The sequence below is a fragment of the Vibrio sp. 661 genome (assembly GCF_033339315.1).
In the GTDB taxonomy this organism is placed as follows: domain Bacteria; phylum Pseudomonadota; class Gammaproteobacteria; order Enterobacterales; family Vibrionaceae; genus Vibrio; species Vibrio alginolyticus.
On record NZ_JAWOUJ010000003.1, the window covers coordinates 168,950 to 185,937 of the forward strand.

Below are 16,988 nucleotides of genomic sequence, written 5' to 3' on the forward strand. Positions count from 1 at the left end.
GCCCAGCGGTATTCCCGCTGGGTTTTCTTTTGTATACTACCGCCTCATTAAAACAATTATCATTAAGCCTTCACGATGGATAAGAAAAAGCAAAGCAGCTTGAATAAGTGGCTGAAGCAACAAAGTAAGTTAGCCAAGCGCTGGCTTATGATTGCGATAGGCCTAGGCGTACTTTCAAGCGTGTTTTTATTGGCTCAAGCAGCCCTGCTCGCCTCCATTCTGCACCAGTTAATCATTGACCAAGTCGACAAAGCCGAGCTCATTTGGCATTTTGTTGGGCTCGGTGGCACGGTTATCGGTCGAGCTGCTTGTACCTGGGGTCGAGAGCTTGCCGGTTACCGTTGCGGGGAGCAAATTCGAGTTTATATTCGCCAACTCATTTTAGATAAAGTTCACAAGCTTGGGCCAGCTTACATCAAAGGCAAACCTGCTGGCAGTTGGGCAACGCTCATCTTAGAGCAGGTAGAAGATATGCAAGATTTCTTCTCACGCTACTTGCCTCAAATGTCATTATCGGTACTAGTGCCTTTCATCATTTTGGTTGTCGTATTCCCAGTAAACTGGGCAGCAGGCTTGATCTTCCTGGTCACTGCACCACTAGTGCCTATTTTCATGGCACTGGTTGGGATGAAAGCCGCAGAAGCAAACCGTAAAAACTTTAAAGCGATGCAGCGTTTGTCGGGTCACTTTTATGACCGCTTGCAAGCAATGACAACCATTCGCTTATTCGATAGAACAAAATCTGAAACTGAGACGCTAAAGGGTGCTTCAGAAGTCTTTCGTACTCGTACCATGGACGTTCTGAAAATCGCGTTTCTGTCTTCTGCGGTGTTAGAGTTTTTCACTTCCATTTCTATCGCAATTACCGCTGTCTACTTTGGCTTTAGTTATATCGGGGAGCTGGACTTCGGCTACTACGGCACAGGTGTTACGCTCTTTGCTGGTTTGTTCATTCTGATTCTTGCTCCAGAGTTTTATCAGCCATTACGTGATTTGGGCACGTTCTATCATGCGAAACAGCAAGCGGTTGGGGCAGCAGAAAGCATTGTCGAGTTTCTGGATTTGGAAGTCGATCAAATCAAAGATGGTACCCAAGCGTTAGATAAAAACAGCCCTATCCATATTGAAGCGGACCAGTTAACCATTTTTAGTCCGGAAGGTAAGCAGCTCGCAGGTCCCCTATCCTTCTCTCTTGAAGCCAACAAAAGTACGGCTTTAGTTGGACCAAGTGGCGCAGGTAAAACAAGCTTGGTAAACACCATCCTCGGTTTCATGCCTTATCAAGGTAGCTTGAAGATTAATGGTTGTGAATTGTCGCAACTGGATCTAGCCACATGGCGAGAGGCAGTAAGCTGGATTGGTCAAAACCCGATGCTATTACACGGTAGCATTCGAGATAACATCACACTAGGTAAACACAATATTCAGGATGCAGACGTACATTCTGTGTTGAATGACTCTCACGCTGCTGAATTTGTTGAAATGCATGGGTTGGATTATCCGATATCTGATCGTTCTGGTGGTTTATCTGTCGGCCAAGCGCAGCGTTTAGCACTGGCTCGCGCCATGCTACAAAATGGTCGTTTTTGGTTATTAGATGAACCAACCGCAAGCTTAGATGCTCGCAGTGAAAAACTCGTGATGGAAGGCATTAACAAGTATGCGCATGCCACAACGAATTTGATGATTACTCACCAACTTGCGCCTTTACAAAACGTATCGCAAATTCTTGTTATGCAGGACGGCCAGATTGTTCAACGTGGTGATTACGCCACACTGTCGACAGAATATGGCTTATTTAAAGACATGTTGGAAGCGAACCTCGCACAACGTGAAACAGACAAGGGGAACTTAGATGCGTGATTTACTCCCTTATCTAAAACTCTATAAGAAACACTGGTTTGGTCTTTCGCTAGGTATGCTACTGGCATTTCTGACCTTAGCGGCATCTATTGGCTTATTAACGCTATCAGGTTGGTTTATTTCAGCCGCAGCGGTGGCAGGCTTGACGGTTGCTCGTGAGACCTTCAACTACATGTTACCAGGTGCCGGGGTACGCGGCGCTGCAATGGCTCGAACCGCAGGTCGATGGGGAGAACGTGTCGTTAGCCACAATGCAACGTTCAAGCTGCTTACCGATCTACGTATCTTCTTCTTTAAGAAACTTGCACCACTGATTCCGGGTCGTGTTTCTACGATGCGTGATGCCGATCTGCTCAACCGCCTAGTAGCGGACGTAGATGCGATGGATCACGTTTACCTTCGACTTATCAGCCCTGTCGTGATTGGTGTTTTTGGCATATTGAGTTTAACGGCTGTCCTGGCGTTCTTTGATTGGCATCTCGCGCTGCTGCTTGGCTCGATTCTTACCGTCATGTTGTTTGTATGGCCAGTGTTGTTCTATAAACTTGGTAAAAGTAATGGCGAGAATCTCACTCATCATAAAGCGCAATTGCGAGTGGCGACACTGGACTGGCTTCAAGGCTACAGTGAACTGAGTATCTTTGGAGCAGAAGAACGTTATCGTAATCTCATTCTAGAGAAGCAGAAGCAGTTGCTGTCTAACCAATTTGTGAACGCGAATTTAACGGGCATGGCTTCAGGCCTGCTTATGCTGGTGAACGGCCTTACACTGGTTGTGATGCTTTGGTTTGCTGCAGACGGCGTAGGTGGTCGTGCTCCTGATCCTTGGATTGCGCTGTTTGCGTTTGCAACCATGGCGAGCTTTGAGATTCTGATGCCTATCGCGGGCGCATTCCAGTATCTCGGTCAAACATTGACCTCTGCTCGTCGTTTAAATGAAGTAATTTTGGCTGAACCTGACGTTGTCTTCCCTGAGCAGTCGAAACATAAAGACACAACGTTAGACATTGAATTCGACAACATAGATTTTACTTACCCTGACGGTCAGCAAAAGGTGCTGAAAGACTTGTCACTCTCACTACCGTTGGGCACTAAAACTGCAATTGTAGGTCAAACAGGTTCAGGTAAATCAACACTGATTCAGCTTCTTTGTCGCTACTGGGATGTAAACCAAGGTGAAGTTCGAATCGGTGGTACAAAACTGCAAGATTGGAGCGAGTCGGACCTGCGAGCAGCAATGACAGTGGTCAGTCAACGCGTAGATGTACTAAACGGGACACTACGTGACAACTTACTCATGGCCGCTCCGGACGCAAGTGATGAGCAACTGTCTACTATTTTACAAAAAGTCGAGCTTGGCGGACTTCTTGAAGAGCCGGGTTTAGATGCTTGGTTAGGCGACGGCGGTCGTCAGTTATCTGGTGGTGAGAAACGCCGAATCGGTATTGCTCGAGCATTGCTACGTGATGCCCCAATCCTACTCTTAGATGAGCCGACTGAAGGCCTCGATAAGCGTACGGAACAAAAAGTGATGGCGCTTTTCAATGAACACTTTGCTAATAAGACAGTAGTATTCATTACACACCGACTGATAGAGTTAGAAAGTATGGATAGCATCTGTTTGATGGAACAAGGTGAGATCATCGAACAAGGCGACCATCCAACGCTACTCGCTCAAAAAGGTCGTTACTACCAGCTATTACAATCTCTATAATTCGATTTTCAGTGACGAGAAGGGCTCATCAAACGATGAGCCCTTTTGTTATTCCTGTATTATTAGTTACCTAATTAAGCACGTATGCAGTGCTGATTTACCGACCAGATTTTTTGAGATAAGCCGCCATTTCATCTTCCGGAACCATGCCCCCACCTGTTGCCCAAACAAGATGTGTTGCGTTTTTGAGTTTTTCTTCGTCAAATTTCATTCGAGACTGATAAGCATGGTTATTCGAGACGTGCACTGCCCCAATCATACCGGCTAATGCAGAAGGCTCTAGATTAATACCTTCCAGTTCACTTAACTCACCCAAGTGGTGATACATACGAGCGTCATCAATGGTGTAAAAACCATCAAGTAGCCTTTCCATCGCTCTTCCGACAAATCCCGAGGCACGCCCGACTGCCAAACCATCAGCGGCGGTGATGTTATCGATACCCAGATCTTGCACCGAAATATCGTCATGCAAGCCTGTATGTACGCCCAACAGCATGCACGGTGAGTGCGTTGGCTCTGCGAAAATACAGTGGACATGCTCGCCAAATGCTACCTTCAAGCCAAATGCCACGCCACCAGGCCCGCCGCCAACACCACAAGGAAGATAAACAAACAATGGATGATGCTCATCAACCACGATTCCCAAGTCATCAAATTGCTGCTTAAGACGCTCACCCGCAACAGAGTAACCTAGAAACAGCGTCCGTGAGTTTTCATCATCGATAAAGAAACAGTTGGGATCTTTTTCTGCCTCTTTACGACCTTGCTCGACAGCAATACCATAATCTTCTTGGTGCTCTACGACATTAACACCATGCGACCGGAGCTTATTTTTCTTCCATTCCCGCGCATCCGCAGACATGTGGACTGAAACTGAAAAACCCAGCTTCGCACTCATGATGCCGATGGACATACCAAGATTGCCGGTTGAGCCAACCGCAATACTGTACTGCTTAAAAAACTGCCGAAACTCATTGCTGAACAATTTGCTGTAATCATCGCTTTCACAGAGCAAGCCGGCATCAAACGCCAACTTTTCTGCATGAGTGAGCACTTCATAAATACCACCTCTCGCTTTGATCGAACCAGAAATTGGCAAATGACTGTCTTTTTTGAGCATTAAATGGCCCAATATTGGCGTGTCGTATTGCTGCTCCAAACGCACTTTCATATTGGGAATATCCACCACTGCGGACTCAATAACGCCACGCGACGTTTCCGTTTCGGGAAACGCTTTCATCAAATAAGGCGCAAATCGTGTTAGCCGTTCACTCGCCGCTTGAATATCTTTTTCATCTAACCCGACATGAGGTAAGCCTTCCTCCAAGGAAGTGATATGGGGGTTGAACCAACAAACCTCTTCAAGATCAATAAGTGCTGCCAAGAGTGGGAACTGCTTAGTCAGCGCTTCAATATTTGCCTTGGTCATTTTACCTTCCTGGAATGATGTGAGTTGAGATAAACAAAAGCGCCGCAATAGCGACGCTTTGGAGAACAACTATCAGTTTGAGCTTACGCGTAGTTTTTCTCAAACTCTTGCATGAAGTCTACTAACGCTTGAACGCCTTCTAGCGGCATTGCGTTATAAATGGATGCTCGCATACCACCAACTGCTCGATGACCTTTTAGCGCTTTCAGCCCTTTAGAGTCTGCTAGCTCAAGGAAGGTTGCATCCAGTTCAGGCTTAGCAAGTTGAAATGGCACGTTCATCAAAGAACGGTTTGCTGAGTGCACGCCATTACGGTAGAAATCAGACTGATCGATGTAATCATACAGTAGCGCGGCTTTAGCGCGGTTCACTTGCTCAATTGCTTTTACTCCACCCTGTGCCTTCAGCCATTTGAAAACAAGACCAGACAGGTACCATGCAAAGGTTGGTGGTGTGTTGAACATTGATTCTTTTTCTGCCAAAACAGTGTAATCCAAAATACTTGGTAGTACCTGCTTCGCCATACCTAATAAATCATCGCGCACGATAGCAATAGCAATGCCGGAAGGACCAATATTTTTCTGAGCGCCCGCGTAAATCACACCGTATTTAGACACATCGATTTCACGAGAAAGAATTGTCGAAGACATGTCAGCAACAATCGGTTTGTCGGTGATAGGAAGATCGTTAATCTCAATACCATCAATGGTCTCATTTGGACAGAAGTGAACGTAAGCCGCTTCTGGAGCAATTTTCCATTCACTTGCAGGTAGAACCGCGACTTTCCCGTTGATTTCTGTTTTTGCATCAAACACGTCTGGTTCGCAGTATTTTTTCGCTTCAGCTACCGCGCTTTCAGCCCAATAACCACCATCGATGTAAGTTGCCGTATCGGCATCACCAAGTAAGTTTAGAGGAACAGCAGCAAACTGAGCACGAGCACCACCTTGGCAGAACAGCACTTTATAGTTGTCCGGAATATTCAGAAGATCACGTAAATCCTGCTCGGCTTCTTCTGCAACTTTGATGAACTCTTTGCTTCGGTGGCTGATTTCCATGACCGAAGTGCCAAGACCTTGCCAATCGATTAGTTCCTGTTGTGCTTGCTGCATAACTGCTTTAGGCAGACCTGCTGGCCCTGCACTGAAGTTAAATACGTTGTCCGTATTTTGTTCCATGATGCTCATTGCTCCTGCTATGTAAATATTACGAAATTAATATCACGTTTTCGCAGTGATAAAAACAAGAAAAGAGGTCTTACGACCTCTTTTTAAAGACTAAGCGTTGAATTGGAACAAATTCGCAACAACACGAATTACTGTTGTTGCATCAAAGCAGGCATAAGTAGAGCCACCAATGGGAACTCATGCCCATTTTCGAACTTCAATTTGCCTTCACCAATTTCTGCTTTTAATTGATAACCGCCCTCTACTTTTTCGATCAACTCCATAATAAGGAGCTCATCAATCCCTTCTTGAATAAATGGGTAATGCGTTACTAATTCATCAGAGAAGTAAGTGCTAAGTTCACCAGTAGTGGCCGTCACCAACTTCATTGGATCTTGAGAAATATGCTCAGTACCTTCAGGGATGGATAGTTGCCACTCATTGTGGAACTTGCCGTCACCGAACGCGAGTGAAAGCTCGTTCACGGATAAATCAAAACCTTTGCTAAACAGCGTATCGACATGCGGCAATAAGCTCGCAATTTCCTGCTCATCTAACATAGGAGAGCTTTGATAGATAGACATAATTTGATCAAAAGACTGGCTATCCACATCTGCAATTGAGAAATCCAACTTAAAGTTATCGACATCCGTCCCATCAGTTAAACGTAATTTCTTAGCATCTAGGTTTAATTGACTGTTCAGCTTATCACCAGACTCACTCATCGTAGTGTTACCACGGTAGCTCGCATTTTCAATCAAAAAGATAGGCGTTAAGTTCGCATCAACCACATCTAGCTTCTCTAGAGAGAAAGACTGCTCGCCTAACCAGTAGCCTTTTGCTTGCTTTCCTTTACCTTGCCCTGTCAATGCATTCAGATGAAGCTCTTCACCGTTTTCAAAATCCACTTGAACAGAAGGAACAGAAACTTGGTAATTGAGATCACCCAATACCGTCACATCACCTGTTACTTTTGCAGGGCTTGTAGAAACAGAAACACCTTGCGCTTCGTTACGATAATGCCAACTATCTAGGTCGAGGATAAATACTGTATTGCCATTTAGTTGAGTCTGGCTATGCATCGTGAGAGGCAAAAAGTCATTGTCCACCAATTTTGAATCTGCTGTTAGGCTTGTTAGACCGTGGCTAACATCACTGGTTACGTCAAACGTCGTTGGCATACCATCACGCTCTAACTGCGTTTTAAGCTCAGGATCAACAACTGAATAACGAGTCAGCACGACTGAAGACAAATAGCCACGCTGATACTCGACCACTTCGCCTTTAATCATTTCATCATTCATATTGGTAATACCATCTTCAATGATGGACTGACCAATTTGTCCGACAGCCAATGGCCAACACAGCGCTAATGAGATAGCACCACCAATGGCGCCGATTTTTTTAAGATTTTGCATAACGTCACTTATTAGATATTTTCGGTCAGTCTACCCCAAACCACCTGCGGAGAAAACATTGAGACAAATCAGACTATTGATTCTTATTCTAGTCCATTAATCAGGAATCATACTTGGCTCCCACTCATCATGTCCTTTTATTGTTAAAGTTTGCGTGGCGAAGTTTTAACCGGAGCTAAAACATCTGTGAATCGTTATGCTGTGTTGTGTCTCGACAACAACCCAATCAGTGCTGAACAGTTTCGATTGGAGCTGTCTGCCTTCTCAAGTAAGTTTGATATTTTTTCTGTCGAATCGATAGAAGAGGCTCAAAGCGCTTTAGAGTATCTAGAAGAAAGAGAACAGACTGTTGCTTTAGTTATAGCGAGCCATCACGCTCATTTTAACGGCGTGGATTTTCTTATTGGTTTAGACCGGATGCCACATACCGAGCAAGCAAGAAAAATTCTTATTAGCTGCTCGTCTGATATAGAGGCAATTCTCACTGCCGTTAATGAGGGCAGGCTCGACCACTGCCTCACTAAACCTTTGCCAGATTACGTCTTATTTAACACAGTGCAAAAAGAGCTGACCCAATTTATATTGCGAAACGGTAAAGAAGACCTGCTAAGTTACAGTCAGATATTGGATCATCACAGCTTGTTGCGAGCGCACATCAATAACCAGATGAGCCATTATCAAGCCGGATTCTTACACGACTACCACTCGATGTCTGATGCCGAGTTAGCCGAGCAAGTGATCTCCGCTCTCCAACAATTTTTCAAAGATAATGACGAAACAAGAGCGTGCCGTACATACTCACCTGAACACTTATTAACCGTGGAAGGCGAGCCAAATTGCTTTTTGTGGTTTATCACCGAAGGTGAAGTGGCTCTGTACAAGCGCGATGAGCAAGGCATGCAGCGAGAGGTTGTACGCCATAACAAAGGGAATATTGTCGGAGGCATGTCGTTTGTTACTGGGGAATGTTCTTTCTCGACAGCTCTAACACTAACCAAAACAGAAGTTATCAAACTCGATCGCAACGTATTCAATAAAGTGATGCAAAGCGACTCAAACTTACTGCCTCTTTTTACAAACTTGCTTTTACGCCACTTCAACCGCCGATTGCAAAGAAGCATCAACACCAAACTGCAACTTCAAAAAACGCTCGAATCTTTAGAATCAGCCCACCAGCAGCTCATTGAAAGAGAAAAAATGGCGATGCTTGGTCAATTGGTTGCGGGAGTAGCCCACGAACTAAACAATCCAGTAGCCGCGATATTGAGGGGCGTAGAGAATTTAACGCATACGCTAGAACGATTACTTAACGATGCGCCAAGTTCCGATATACAAACCAAAGGCATTGAATTACTGAGCAAAGCGCAAACCTCAAAACCCGCTTCAACCGCCGAGCTCAGATCACGCGTAAAAGCGCTTAGCCATACTCTTCCAGACCGAGCATTGGCAAAAAAAGTGGTGAACCTTGGATTAGAGTCCGATCAAGAGCTACTTACCCAACTAACGAGAAAGCAGCAAGCGTCTTATCATGCCCTCAATACACTTGAGCAATACCACAAAGCAGGTTCTACACTTCGCTCAATTAATGTCTGTGCAGCACGAATTGCTGATATGGTAAAAAGCCTGAAAGGATATGCTCGGTCAGATGATGAAACCTTGCACTATGCCGATATTCATGAGGGTATTGAAGACACCTTGGTGATCTTCGAAAACAAACTAAAAATGCATCAGGTTTCCACTGATTATGCGGATTTACCTCCTATCCTTTGTCAACCAATCGCACTCCAACAGGTATGGACGAATTTGGTCTCTAACGCCATTGATGCATTTCCGGAAAAAGGCGTTTTAAAAATACAAACACGTCTTGCAGAAAAAGATCATACACATTACGCCGTTATCTCGTTTGAAGATAATGGGTGTGGCATTCCTGAATCGCAAAGAGATGCCATTTTCGAGCTGAACTTCACCACAAAAAAAGAAGGCAACTTTGGTTTAGGCATTGGGCTGTCCATCTGCCAGCAAATCGTGACAGCACATAAGGGATGGATTGACGTCGAATCAGAGCTCGACAAGTTCACAAGAATGACAGTCTGGTTACCAGTCATCGAAAAAGGAGATGAAACATGACCAAGTATTTAATTTTATGTGTCGATGACGAACGAGAAGTCTTGGATAGCGTGCTCCAAGATCTTGCTCCCTTCGAGGAGAACTTTGTCGTCGAAGGAGCGGAATCGGTGACTGAAGCTCGGCAAGTGATTGAGGAGATGGCGGAAGAAGAAGTTCAGCTTGCGCTCATTTTATGTGACCACATTATGCCGGAACAAACTGGGATCAGCTTCTTAATCGAACTCAGTCAAAATGGTGACACAAAAGCAGCGCGCAAAGTTTTACTCACAGGACAAGCTGGTTTGGAAGACACCGTAGAAGCCGTAAATAACGCGAGTCTCGATTATTACATTGCCAAACCTTGGAAAGGTGAAGCATTGAGAAAAGCAATCGTGTCTCAGCTTACCGCGTTTGTGATTGAGAATGATGATAACCTGCTATCCTGGACTCAAATCCTTGATTCTGAGGCAATCCTCAACGCCATGGCAGATAGAAGAGCAAGCTTTGGCGAGTAATAAAGTGTTTAGTTCTAACTTGAACTCAACGATGCTCATTGCACCACCTAACCTCGCATAGTCGAATGAGGTTAGAAAAACATCGTTACTTGTCCGAGTAAAATTCTCGGACACTACGTATATGGCGTAGTTTTTGCTTAAACCAAGGAACTATTAAGTTAATTGACAAAACATCGACACATTTTTGTTGGTCGTCGACCTTCCTTTTTATTATGATGTCGGACAAATCAGATTACGGTTCAAGTGGTTGCTTGAATCCATGGAAATAATGAACAAGGTTTATCGTTAGTTATGCGTAAAACACTATTAGCCGCTGCCTTACTAGTGGCATCAAGCCATGCCCTAGCTGCAAACGATCGCAATGCGCCAGCAACTATGAGCAACTTTAGCTACGACTATTTCGAAGCACGTATTGGCGCAAGTCCTGTGACATTTGGTGCTGGATTCAGCAAATCAATTCACCCGAACGCGCATGTTATTGCTCGTATTGACTCTGAGTTTGAAAGTGATTTTGACTCAGCTGCAGGCTTTGGCTTCCATTCTCCGCTAAACAACTGGGCAGATCTTACTGGTGAAATGCTAATGCGCGTTGTACAACCTTCGAATGAGAGCAGCACAGATGTTGGTATGGAGCTTAACTTAGGTGTTCGCCAATGGTTAGGCCCTCAATTAGAAGTAGGCGGCAAAGTCGGCTACGTTTCTATCGATAACGATGACGATTGGACTGGATCTGCCTACGCTCGATTCCACTCAACAGAGCTTTTCTCTTTGGGTGCTGAAGCACGTATCAACGATTTTTACGGTGATCAGGTAATGTTCACTACGCGTTTTAAGTTTTAAGATTTGTGCTGTAAGAAAAGAGCAAATTAAAAAAACAAAAACCGAGGTCTCTGCCTCGGTTTTTTTGTCTAATTTAATGACTAACTCAATGAAGTGGTAAAAAACTTCAACGTCCTTTTTCCGCTTTTCACACTTGCCTTTACGACCCGCTAACTCCATCGAAACGAGTCAATCATTGTGCGATCAGCTTCGCTTAGTCACACAGTGCCAATAACTGTTTTTTACGCGGCTCTTGGATCAGTTTCCAATGTATGCCATCAGTTGCACCAGCAAATTTCCACAGTAGCTTTACATCAACATCATTACCGTAAGCCGTTTTAACTTTGTTGAAGACTTTTACAGGTCCAAGTTCTAAAAAGGTTTCTACGTCATCAACACCGGCTTTCTTGACCATACGTTCAAGGGTTAGTTGCATGTTGGGTAAGTCTCTTAAGCGTCTACTGGCAGAGGACTTTTGATATTTCCGTTCCTTAATTGAGTATTCAATTGATTTCTGTACCAGTTCATCAAGCCCTACATATCCGGATTCGAATAAATCGGTTACATCATAATAATTTACGGTTGCCGTCGTCTGTTTTTTGACGTGCTTATACTTCTCACAGCTCAGTTGAGTAAACACTTCATCTAGTCCATTACCACCACGTAAGTAGCAGCAATCATTGCTGACAAGCGCAAACATAGCATCATCGGTGAATAAACCAATACCACCGAACATAGAACGTTTTTGGTACTCACTGAAGGTGCGTACATATTTAAAAAAAGCTTGGTCTGTCATGTCCATTGACCTCTTTAATCTGAATAAATTACCCCGATTAGCGATGTCACCAGATAAACAGCAGCTTATAGCGAATTATAAATGTCGATTTGTTGGCGATATTTTTGTGAGTTGTGCTCACCAACTTGCTTAATCATACTTAACGTTGAAAAATAAGTTAGGACATAGGTCACATATAAAAAAGTATAAATTCTGCATACGTGATTAGTTTCACACTTATTGTTCGTGTGGTGATATTTTTTTGACGCATAGCATGCCTAAAACGCGCCATCATTATGATCTCGCTGGCAATTACGGGCACATAATACGCATTTAATTGATAAAGAATACGCTGTAAGGGTACACTGTACGAAAGATCTCAAGTACAGCGTCACAATGGAACATTTATCATTTTTTTGGCTGCCAAATAATAAAGATAAGCTTATAAACGCACTGGAATCCGAGTTTGCTCAGCTGGTAGAACAGTCCATCGCCACGGGTAAGATTTCGTTACCTCCTATTCCTGATGTCGTGCTTAAAATTCAGCAGTTATGTGTCGAAGAACACACCACGATTGCCGATGTTGCTAACTGTTTATTGGAAGATCCCGGATTAGCAGCAGTCGTTTTACGAGTCGCTAACTCTGTGATTTTTAATCGCAGAAATATCACCTGCAACGACTTAACTACAGCGGTATCTCGTCTCGGAATACTTCGTGTACGTGATATTGTTACCGCACAAGCGATTGAGCAACTTAAACACTCAGTTAATCTCACTAAAGAATGCAATGCCATCTTGGTGAAGAGTGCGGCGATATCGCGTGAGCTCGGTGCCGTCATGGTGATGTTGGTTCAATCGTTTCGTAGCCACGAGCCAGGCACTTATGGCCATCTAGAGCAAGAAAAGGCGTTATTGGTCGGTCTATTAGCCGATATTGGGTTATTTTGCCTAATTAATGAGTACCACTTGTACTTAGATAGGGGTAATTACTTAGACCCAGATATTGCATTGCAAATCTTCCAAACACGTTGTTCTGCCACAAGTAAACTAGTGCTTGAGCGTTGGGGATTTGACAACGACTTCAGAGAAGTATCCTCAAACGAAAAATACGAATTAACGCGACCAGAAGTGAGTTATCTCGACATCGCTAGAATTGCGCATCATTTATTGATGTTCCGCAATCACGATGAACGCATTGACGAACATGAAGTTGAATTCAACTTAACTGGTGCAGAAGTCTTGTATGAACTTAGTAACATGAGTGATACTGACTTCAATGATCAAATCCGAGCTGTACTCAATGCTAGCGGTTTGTAATTTATCGCTTTCTGATAATACCTTATCCGTGATAAAACGATTCGCTCAAGGCTGAGCTGTGTGTGGTGAAATGTCTTTAATTTCAACCGATAGATAATTTGATTTATGCGTGTTGATGTTATCTCAAAAAGGAATCATTGAGCTTTATGTTTTCAGGGATGCTATTTATTTTCGCTCCGCTTGTGGTGGGGTATCTAATTCCTATATCTCGATCTTCGTTATTGGAGAAGATCAATCAGTCAACGTCCTACCTTATTTACGTCATTTTGTCGTTGATGGGTCTTAGTTTGGCGGCGCTCGATAATTTAAGCAGCAACTTACAAAGTATTCTCCTCTATGCGAGTACGTTTTTTTTGTGTCTAAGTGCCTGCAACCTGTTGGCTCTGCCTATTATTGATAAAATTATTCCACTCCAGACCAATCAGAATCAAAAGAAGCTACCGTTATCTTCGATGGCTTTAGAGTCAGTTAAGCTTATCGTGGTCGTTGGCGGAGGGTTAGTGGTTGGCCTGCTGTTACCCATTGATTTGAGTTGGGTAGATACAGCAAGCGAATGGATACTCTTTCTACTTCTATTTTTTATTGGTATTCAGCTGCGCAATAGTGGACTTACTCTGCGTCAAATCCTATTAAATAAACAAGGAATGGCCATTGCGGCTGTTGTCATCGCAACATGTATGCTTGGTGGCCTTCTTGCAGCGGTGCTTTTGGATCTTCCTCTTTATCAAGCACTCGCAATGGCTTCAGGTTTTGGCTGGTATTCACTCGCAGGTATTTTAATGGGTGACGCTTTTGGTCCGGTATTTGGTGGCGCGTCGTTCTTGATTGAATTGATGAGAGAGCTAGTCGCACTGGTTGCCATTCCTCTCTTTATTCGTAGCTATCCGTGCACCGCAATTGGTTACGCCGGTGCAACAGCAATGGACTTCACCCTACCCGTTATTCAAACCACCGGTGGTGTGCGTTGTGTTCCTGTTGCTATCGTAAGCGGCTTTATTTTGAGTTTATTGGTACCAGTTATGATGCTTTTCTTTGTATCACTTGCTAGCTAGATCTCAGGTTTTCGCTTTAACATCCATTACAATACGGCAAAAATTTAAATACCCAGTTAACGTCAAAGTGGTCAATATTTTTTGGCAAGCCCCCTCTTTCTTTTCGTCATTCAGCCCAACGATTTGTCACGACCAAATAGAAAGAAGGGAGAAACATCAACTGATGTGCATTGCGTTAATAAAGGGATAACAACCAGAAGGAAGAAGAATGAAACGCTTTGTCGTTGCAGCGCTCCTCGCTACAAGCTCAACTTTTACGCTTGCCGCAGATCAACAATGTCTTGCTAGCAAATACGATGGCTACGTCGATGCCTCACTACAGTGGTATCAAGATCTTGTTGATTTGACGGTTACCCAATATCCAGATCTGAAAGAAGTTAGTCAATGGTTCTTGGATGGACGTAAACATCACTTTGAATTAAACCGCGAAGCGGTTCACTACTTTCTAGAGAACGACCCTAGCCGCGTTGCGACGGAACAGCCAATCGAAGCATGGTTAAAACTAGAGCAACATGACGTTAAGCAGTTAGCGACCCGAAGCGATAAGTTAGGTGAAGTTGCAAAACAGACATTTAGCGACCGTCAATCAACTAACCACCCAAAAAACTACGAGCTTCGTTCAGCATTCGCTGATCTGCTTAGTCATCCCCAACAAATTGATACCGCACTTAATAAGTACAATCAGTCAATAGAAAAGATTGAAAAGCAGAAATGTGACTAAGATTGCTCGCATTAGTCGTTGATTAGCATTCGATAACATCAGAGTGTTTTAACGTACTCAATCTAGAATTTTTTAATGTGAATATCGTAACCTTCACCTAAAATTTTCATTTCTACAACTTGGGTTTCAACAATTAAAACGGGACTTTGCGCCCGTTTTAGTTTAGATTGTGCCGCTCGCATTACCAAAATAACTACAAAGATTCTTTGCTATGGTTAAGGAACAAAAAACCGCTGATGTTAGCTTTGAGAGCTTGCTAAAGATCTTCACTGTCCCAGAAGGTCCGGACTCAACGTTAACTAAAATTGACGAGAGCCTCTCGCGAAATCTAAATCAATTTCTTCGTGAACACATCGTGGCAGAAGAAAAGCCTTTACGCGAAATCGAAAAAGACTTTTCTTCTGCTCAGATTCCTGAGCAGCCAGAGTTCGTGTCAGATCATACAGAGCACTTACTCGACACTTTGGTGTCGCACTCAGTTCACACATCTTCACCAAGCTTCATTGGTCATATGACATCGGCACTGCCTTATTTCTTGATGCCACTGTCAAAGATCATGATCGCCTTAAACCAAAACCTGGTAAAAATAGAGACTTCCAAAGCCTTTACGCCACTTGAGCGTCAAGTTTTGGGTATGCTGCATCGCTTGATATATGGTCAGAATGATACGTTTTACAATCAGTGGATGCACAGTGCAAACCACTCATTAGGCGCATTTTGTTCCGGCGGCACCATTGCCAATATCACTGCGCTTTGGGTAGCACGTAACAAAGCGTTAAGAGCCAATGGCTCATTTAAAGGCGTTGAGAAGGAAGGCCTTTTTAAAGCCATGAAGCACTATGGCTATGATGGCTTAGCGGTGCTAGTGTCTGAGCGTGGTCACTACTCCCTTAAGAAAGCAGCCGATGTATTAGGGCTAGGCCAAGAGGGCTTGGTTGCGGTTAAAACCGATGCCAACAACCGTATTATTGTCAACGACCTGAAAGCGAAAATTGTTGAGCTCGAAAAACAAAATATCAAGCCTATTGCTGTTATTGGTGTGGCAGGCACAACAGAGACAGGTAATGTTGATCCATTGCCTGAAATCGCTGAAGTCTGCCAAGCTCACGGCTGTCACTTCCATGTAGATGCCGCATGGGGTGGCGCAACACTTATGTCTAACCATCACCGTCACCTTCTTAAAGGTGTGGAAATGGCAGACTCAGTAACTATTGATGCGCACAAGCAGCTCTACATCCCGATGGGCGCTGGTATGGTTCTGTTCAAAGACCCTGACGCAATGAAATCCATAGAACATCACGCTCAATATATATTGCGCAAAGGTTCAAAAGACCTAGGCAGCCATACATTAGAAGGTTCACGTTCGGGTATGGCGATGTTGGTCTACGCCGCAATGCACATCATAAGTCGCCCAGGTTATGAGCTTCTTATTGACCAAAGCATTGAAAAAGCTCGCTACTTTGCGGATTTAATCAAACAGCAAGATGATTTCGAATTAGTTTCTGAACCAGAGCTTTGTCTGCTCACATACCGTTATTTGCCGCCATTCATCCGTGAAGCATTAGCACAAGCAGAAGGCTCACAAAAAGAACAACTGAATGAGCTGATCAATGAGTTAACACAGTTTATTCAAAAGCGTCAGCGCGAAACGGGCAAATCGTTCGTTTCACGTACAAGACTGAACCCAGACCAATGGCAACGCATGAATACGATAGTGTTTAGAGTGGTTTTGGCAAATCCACTGACCACAAAAGAAATTTTGAGCTCAGTGCTTGATGAACAACGCGAAATCGCCAAGCAAGCACCAAATTTGATGAAAAGAATTCAGCAGCTGGTTGTTGATATTCAATCGTCTTAACGGCCAGATCAAGTTACATCAATTTGAAATTTTTTTTCGTTTTGATGTAACTCAAACATCATTATCGTGCGACTAGCGCAACAAAACTTCGTTTACACATCCAATTCTGTAGTTTTTACAACATTTTGTTTGAGGCCTGTCAAATTCTCACTAAATAGTACCCGTTATTGGTTTAGACTGATTGAAGATCAGGTTTATACTGATTCTATGGCGCTGGTTGTTTTCGTTAACGCCC

The 16,988-nt window shown here is 43.8% G+C and carries 13 protein-coding genes; 9 read left to right on the forward strand and 4 right to left on the reverse strand.

The window, feature by feature from the left end; all coding sequences use genetic code 11:
* Positions 1–75 precede the first annotated feature (75 nt).
* Positions 76–1,863: a heme ABC transporter permease/ATP-binding protein CydD gene (gene cydD, locus R7P69_RS08795; RefSeq protein WP_158156197.1), complete on the forward strand. Its 1,788-nt coding sequence runs from the start codon at positions 76–78 to the stop codon at positions 1,861–1,863.
* On the forward strand, positions 1,856–3,577 hold the full coding sequence (cydC, locus tag R7P69_RS08800) for a heme ABC transporter ATP-binding protein/permease CydC (RefSeq protein ID WP_053303181.1): 1,722 nt from the start codon (positions 1,856–1,858) through the stop codon (positions 3,575–3,577). Before cydD ends, cydC begins: the two co-directional genes overlap by 8 nt.
* Before the next feature lie 97 nt (positions 3,578–3,674).
* Here cydC and R7P69_RS08805 read toward each other — a convergent pair whose 3' ends face one another.
* The 3 genes from R7P69_RS08805 to R7P69_RS08815 form a co-directional block, all read right to left on the reverse strand.
* Complete coding sequence (locus R7P69_RS08805; protein ID WP_053349523.1) at positions 3,675–5,006, reverse strand: D-serine ammonia-lyase; 1,332 nt, start codon at positions 5,004–5,006, stop codon at positions 3,675–3,677.
* An 83-nt stretch (positions 5,007–5,089) separates the two neighbouring features.
* Positions 5,090–6,184, reverse strand: coding sequence for a 3-phosphoserine/phosphohydroxythreonine transaminase (gene serC, locus R7P69_RS08810; RefSeq protein ID WP_005378000.1), 1,095 nt, complete (start codon positions 6,182–6,184; stop codon positions 5,090–5,092).
* Between the two features lie 137 nt (positions 6,185–6,321).
* A complete protein-coding gene (locus tag R7P69_RS08815) occupies positions 6,322–7,590 on the reverse strand; it encodes a DUF945 family protein (protein ID WP_193837439.1) in 1,269 nt (422 codons plus the stop codon).
* A 186-nt stretch (positions 7,591–7,776) separates the two neighbouring features.
* On the opposite strand from R7P69_RS08815, the gene R7P69_RS08820 reads away from it, so the two are divergent.
* From R7P69_RS08820 to R7P69_RS08830, 3 genes are all read left to right on the forward strand, one after another.
* Positions 7,777–9,717 (forward strand): ATP-binding protein, encoded by a 1,941-nt coding sequence (locus tag R7P69_RS08820; RefSeq protein ID WP_205460909.1) that lies wholly within the window; start codon positions 7,777–7,779, stop codon positions 9,715–9,717.
* The gene (locus tag R7P69_RS08825) at positions 9,714–10,211 is read left to right on the forward strand and encodes a response regulator (protein WP_017820839.1); all 498 of its coding nucleotides are present in this window, start codon (positions 9,714–9,716) and stop codon (positions 10,209–10,211) included. The genes R7P69_RS08820 and R7P69_RS08825 overlap by 4 nt, the downstream gene beginning before the upstream one ends.
* Positions 10,212–10,502: 291 nt before the next feature.
* A complete protein-coding gene (locus R7P69_RS08830; protein WP_005378006.1) occupies positions 10,503–11,051 on the forward strand; it encodes a hypothetical protein in 549 nt (182 codons plus the stop codon).
* A gap of 193 nt (positions 11,052–11,244) precedes the next feature.
* Here the strand turns inward: R7P69_RS08830 and R7P69_RS08835 are convergent, their stop codons facing one another.
* Positions 11,245–11,832 carry a TfoX/Sxy family DNA transformation protein gene (locus tag R7P69_RS08835; RefSeq protein ID WP_053303184.1) on the reverse strand — a complete coding sequence of 196 codons (588 nt, stop codon included), beginning with the start codon at positions 11,830–11,832 and terminating at the stop codon, positions 11,245–11,247.
* A 369-nt stretch (positions 11,833–12,201) separates the two neighbouring features.
* On the opposite strand from R7P69_RS08835, the gene R7P69_RS08840 reads away from it, so the two are divergent.
* The 4 genes from R7P69_RS08840 (at position 12,202) to panP (ending at position 16,753) form a co-directional block, all read left to right on the forward strand.
* Positions 12,202–13,122, forward strand: coding sequence for an HDOD domain-containing protein (locus R7P69_RS08840; protein WP_005378009.1), 921 nt, complete (start codon positions 12,202–12,204; stop codon positions 13,120–13,122).
* Positions 13,123–13,268: 146 nt separating this feature from the next.
* Positions 13,269–14,174, forward strand: coding sequence for a lysine exporter LysO family protein (locus R7P69_RS08845; RefSeq protein WP_053303185.1), 906 nt, complete (start codon positions 13,269–13,271; stop codon positions 14,172–14,174).
* Positions 14,175–14,382: 208 nt separating this feature from the next.
* Complete coding sequence (locus R7P69_RS08850) at positions 14,383–14,895, forward strand: hypothetical protein (protein ID WP_017634875.1); 513 nt, start codon at positions 14,383–14,385, stop codon at positions 14,893–14,895.
* A 211-nt stretch (positions 14,896–15,106) separates the two neighbouring features.
* The gene (panP, locus tag R7P69_RS08855; protein ID WP_005378019.1) at positions 15,107–16,753 is read left to right on the forward strand and encodes a pyridoxal-dependent aspartate 1-decarboxylase PanP; all 1,647 of its coding nucleotides are present in this window, start codon (positions 15,107–15,109) and stop codon (positions 16,751–16,753) included.
* Positions 16,754–16,988 lie beyond the last annotated feature (235 nt).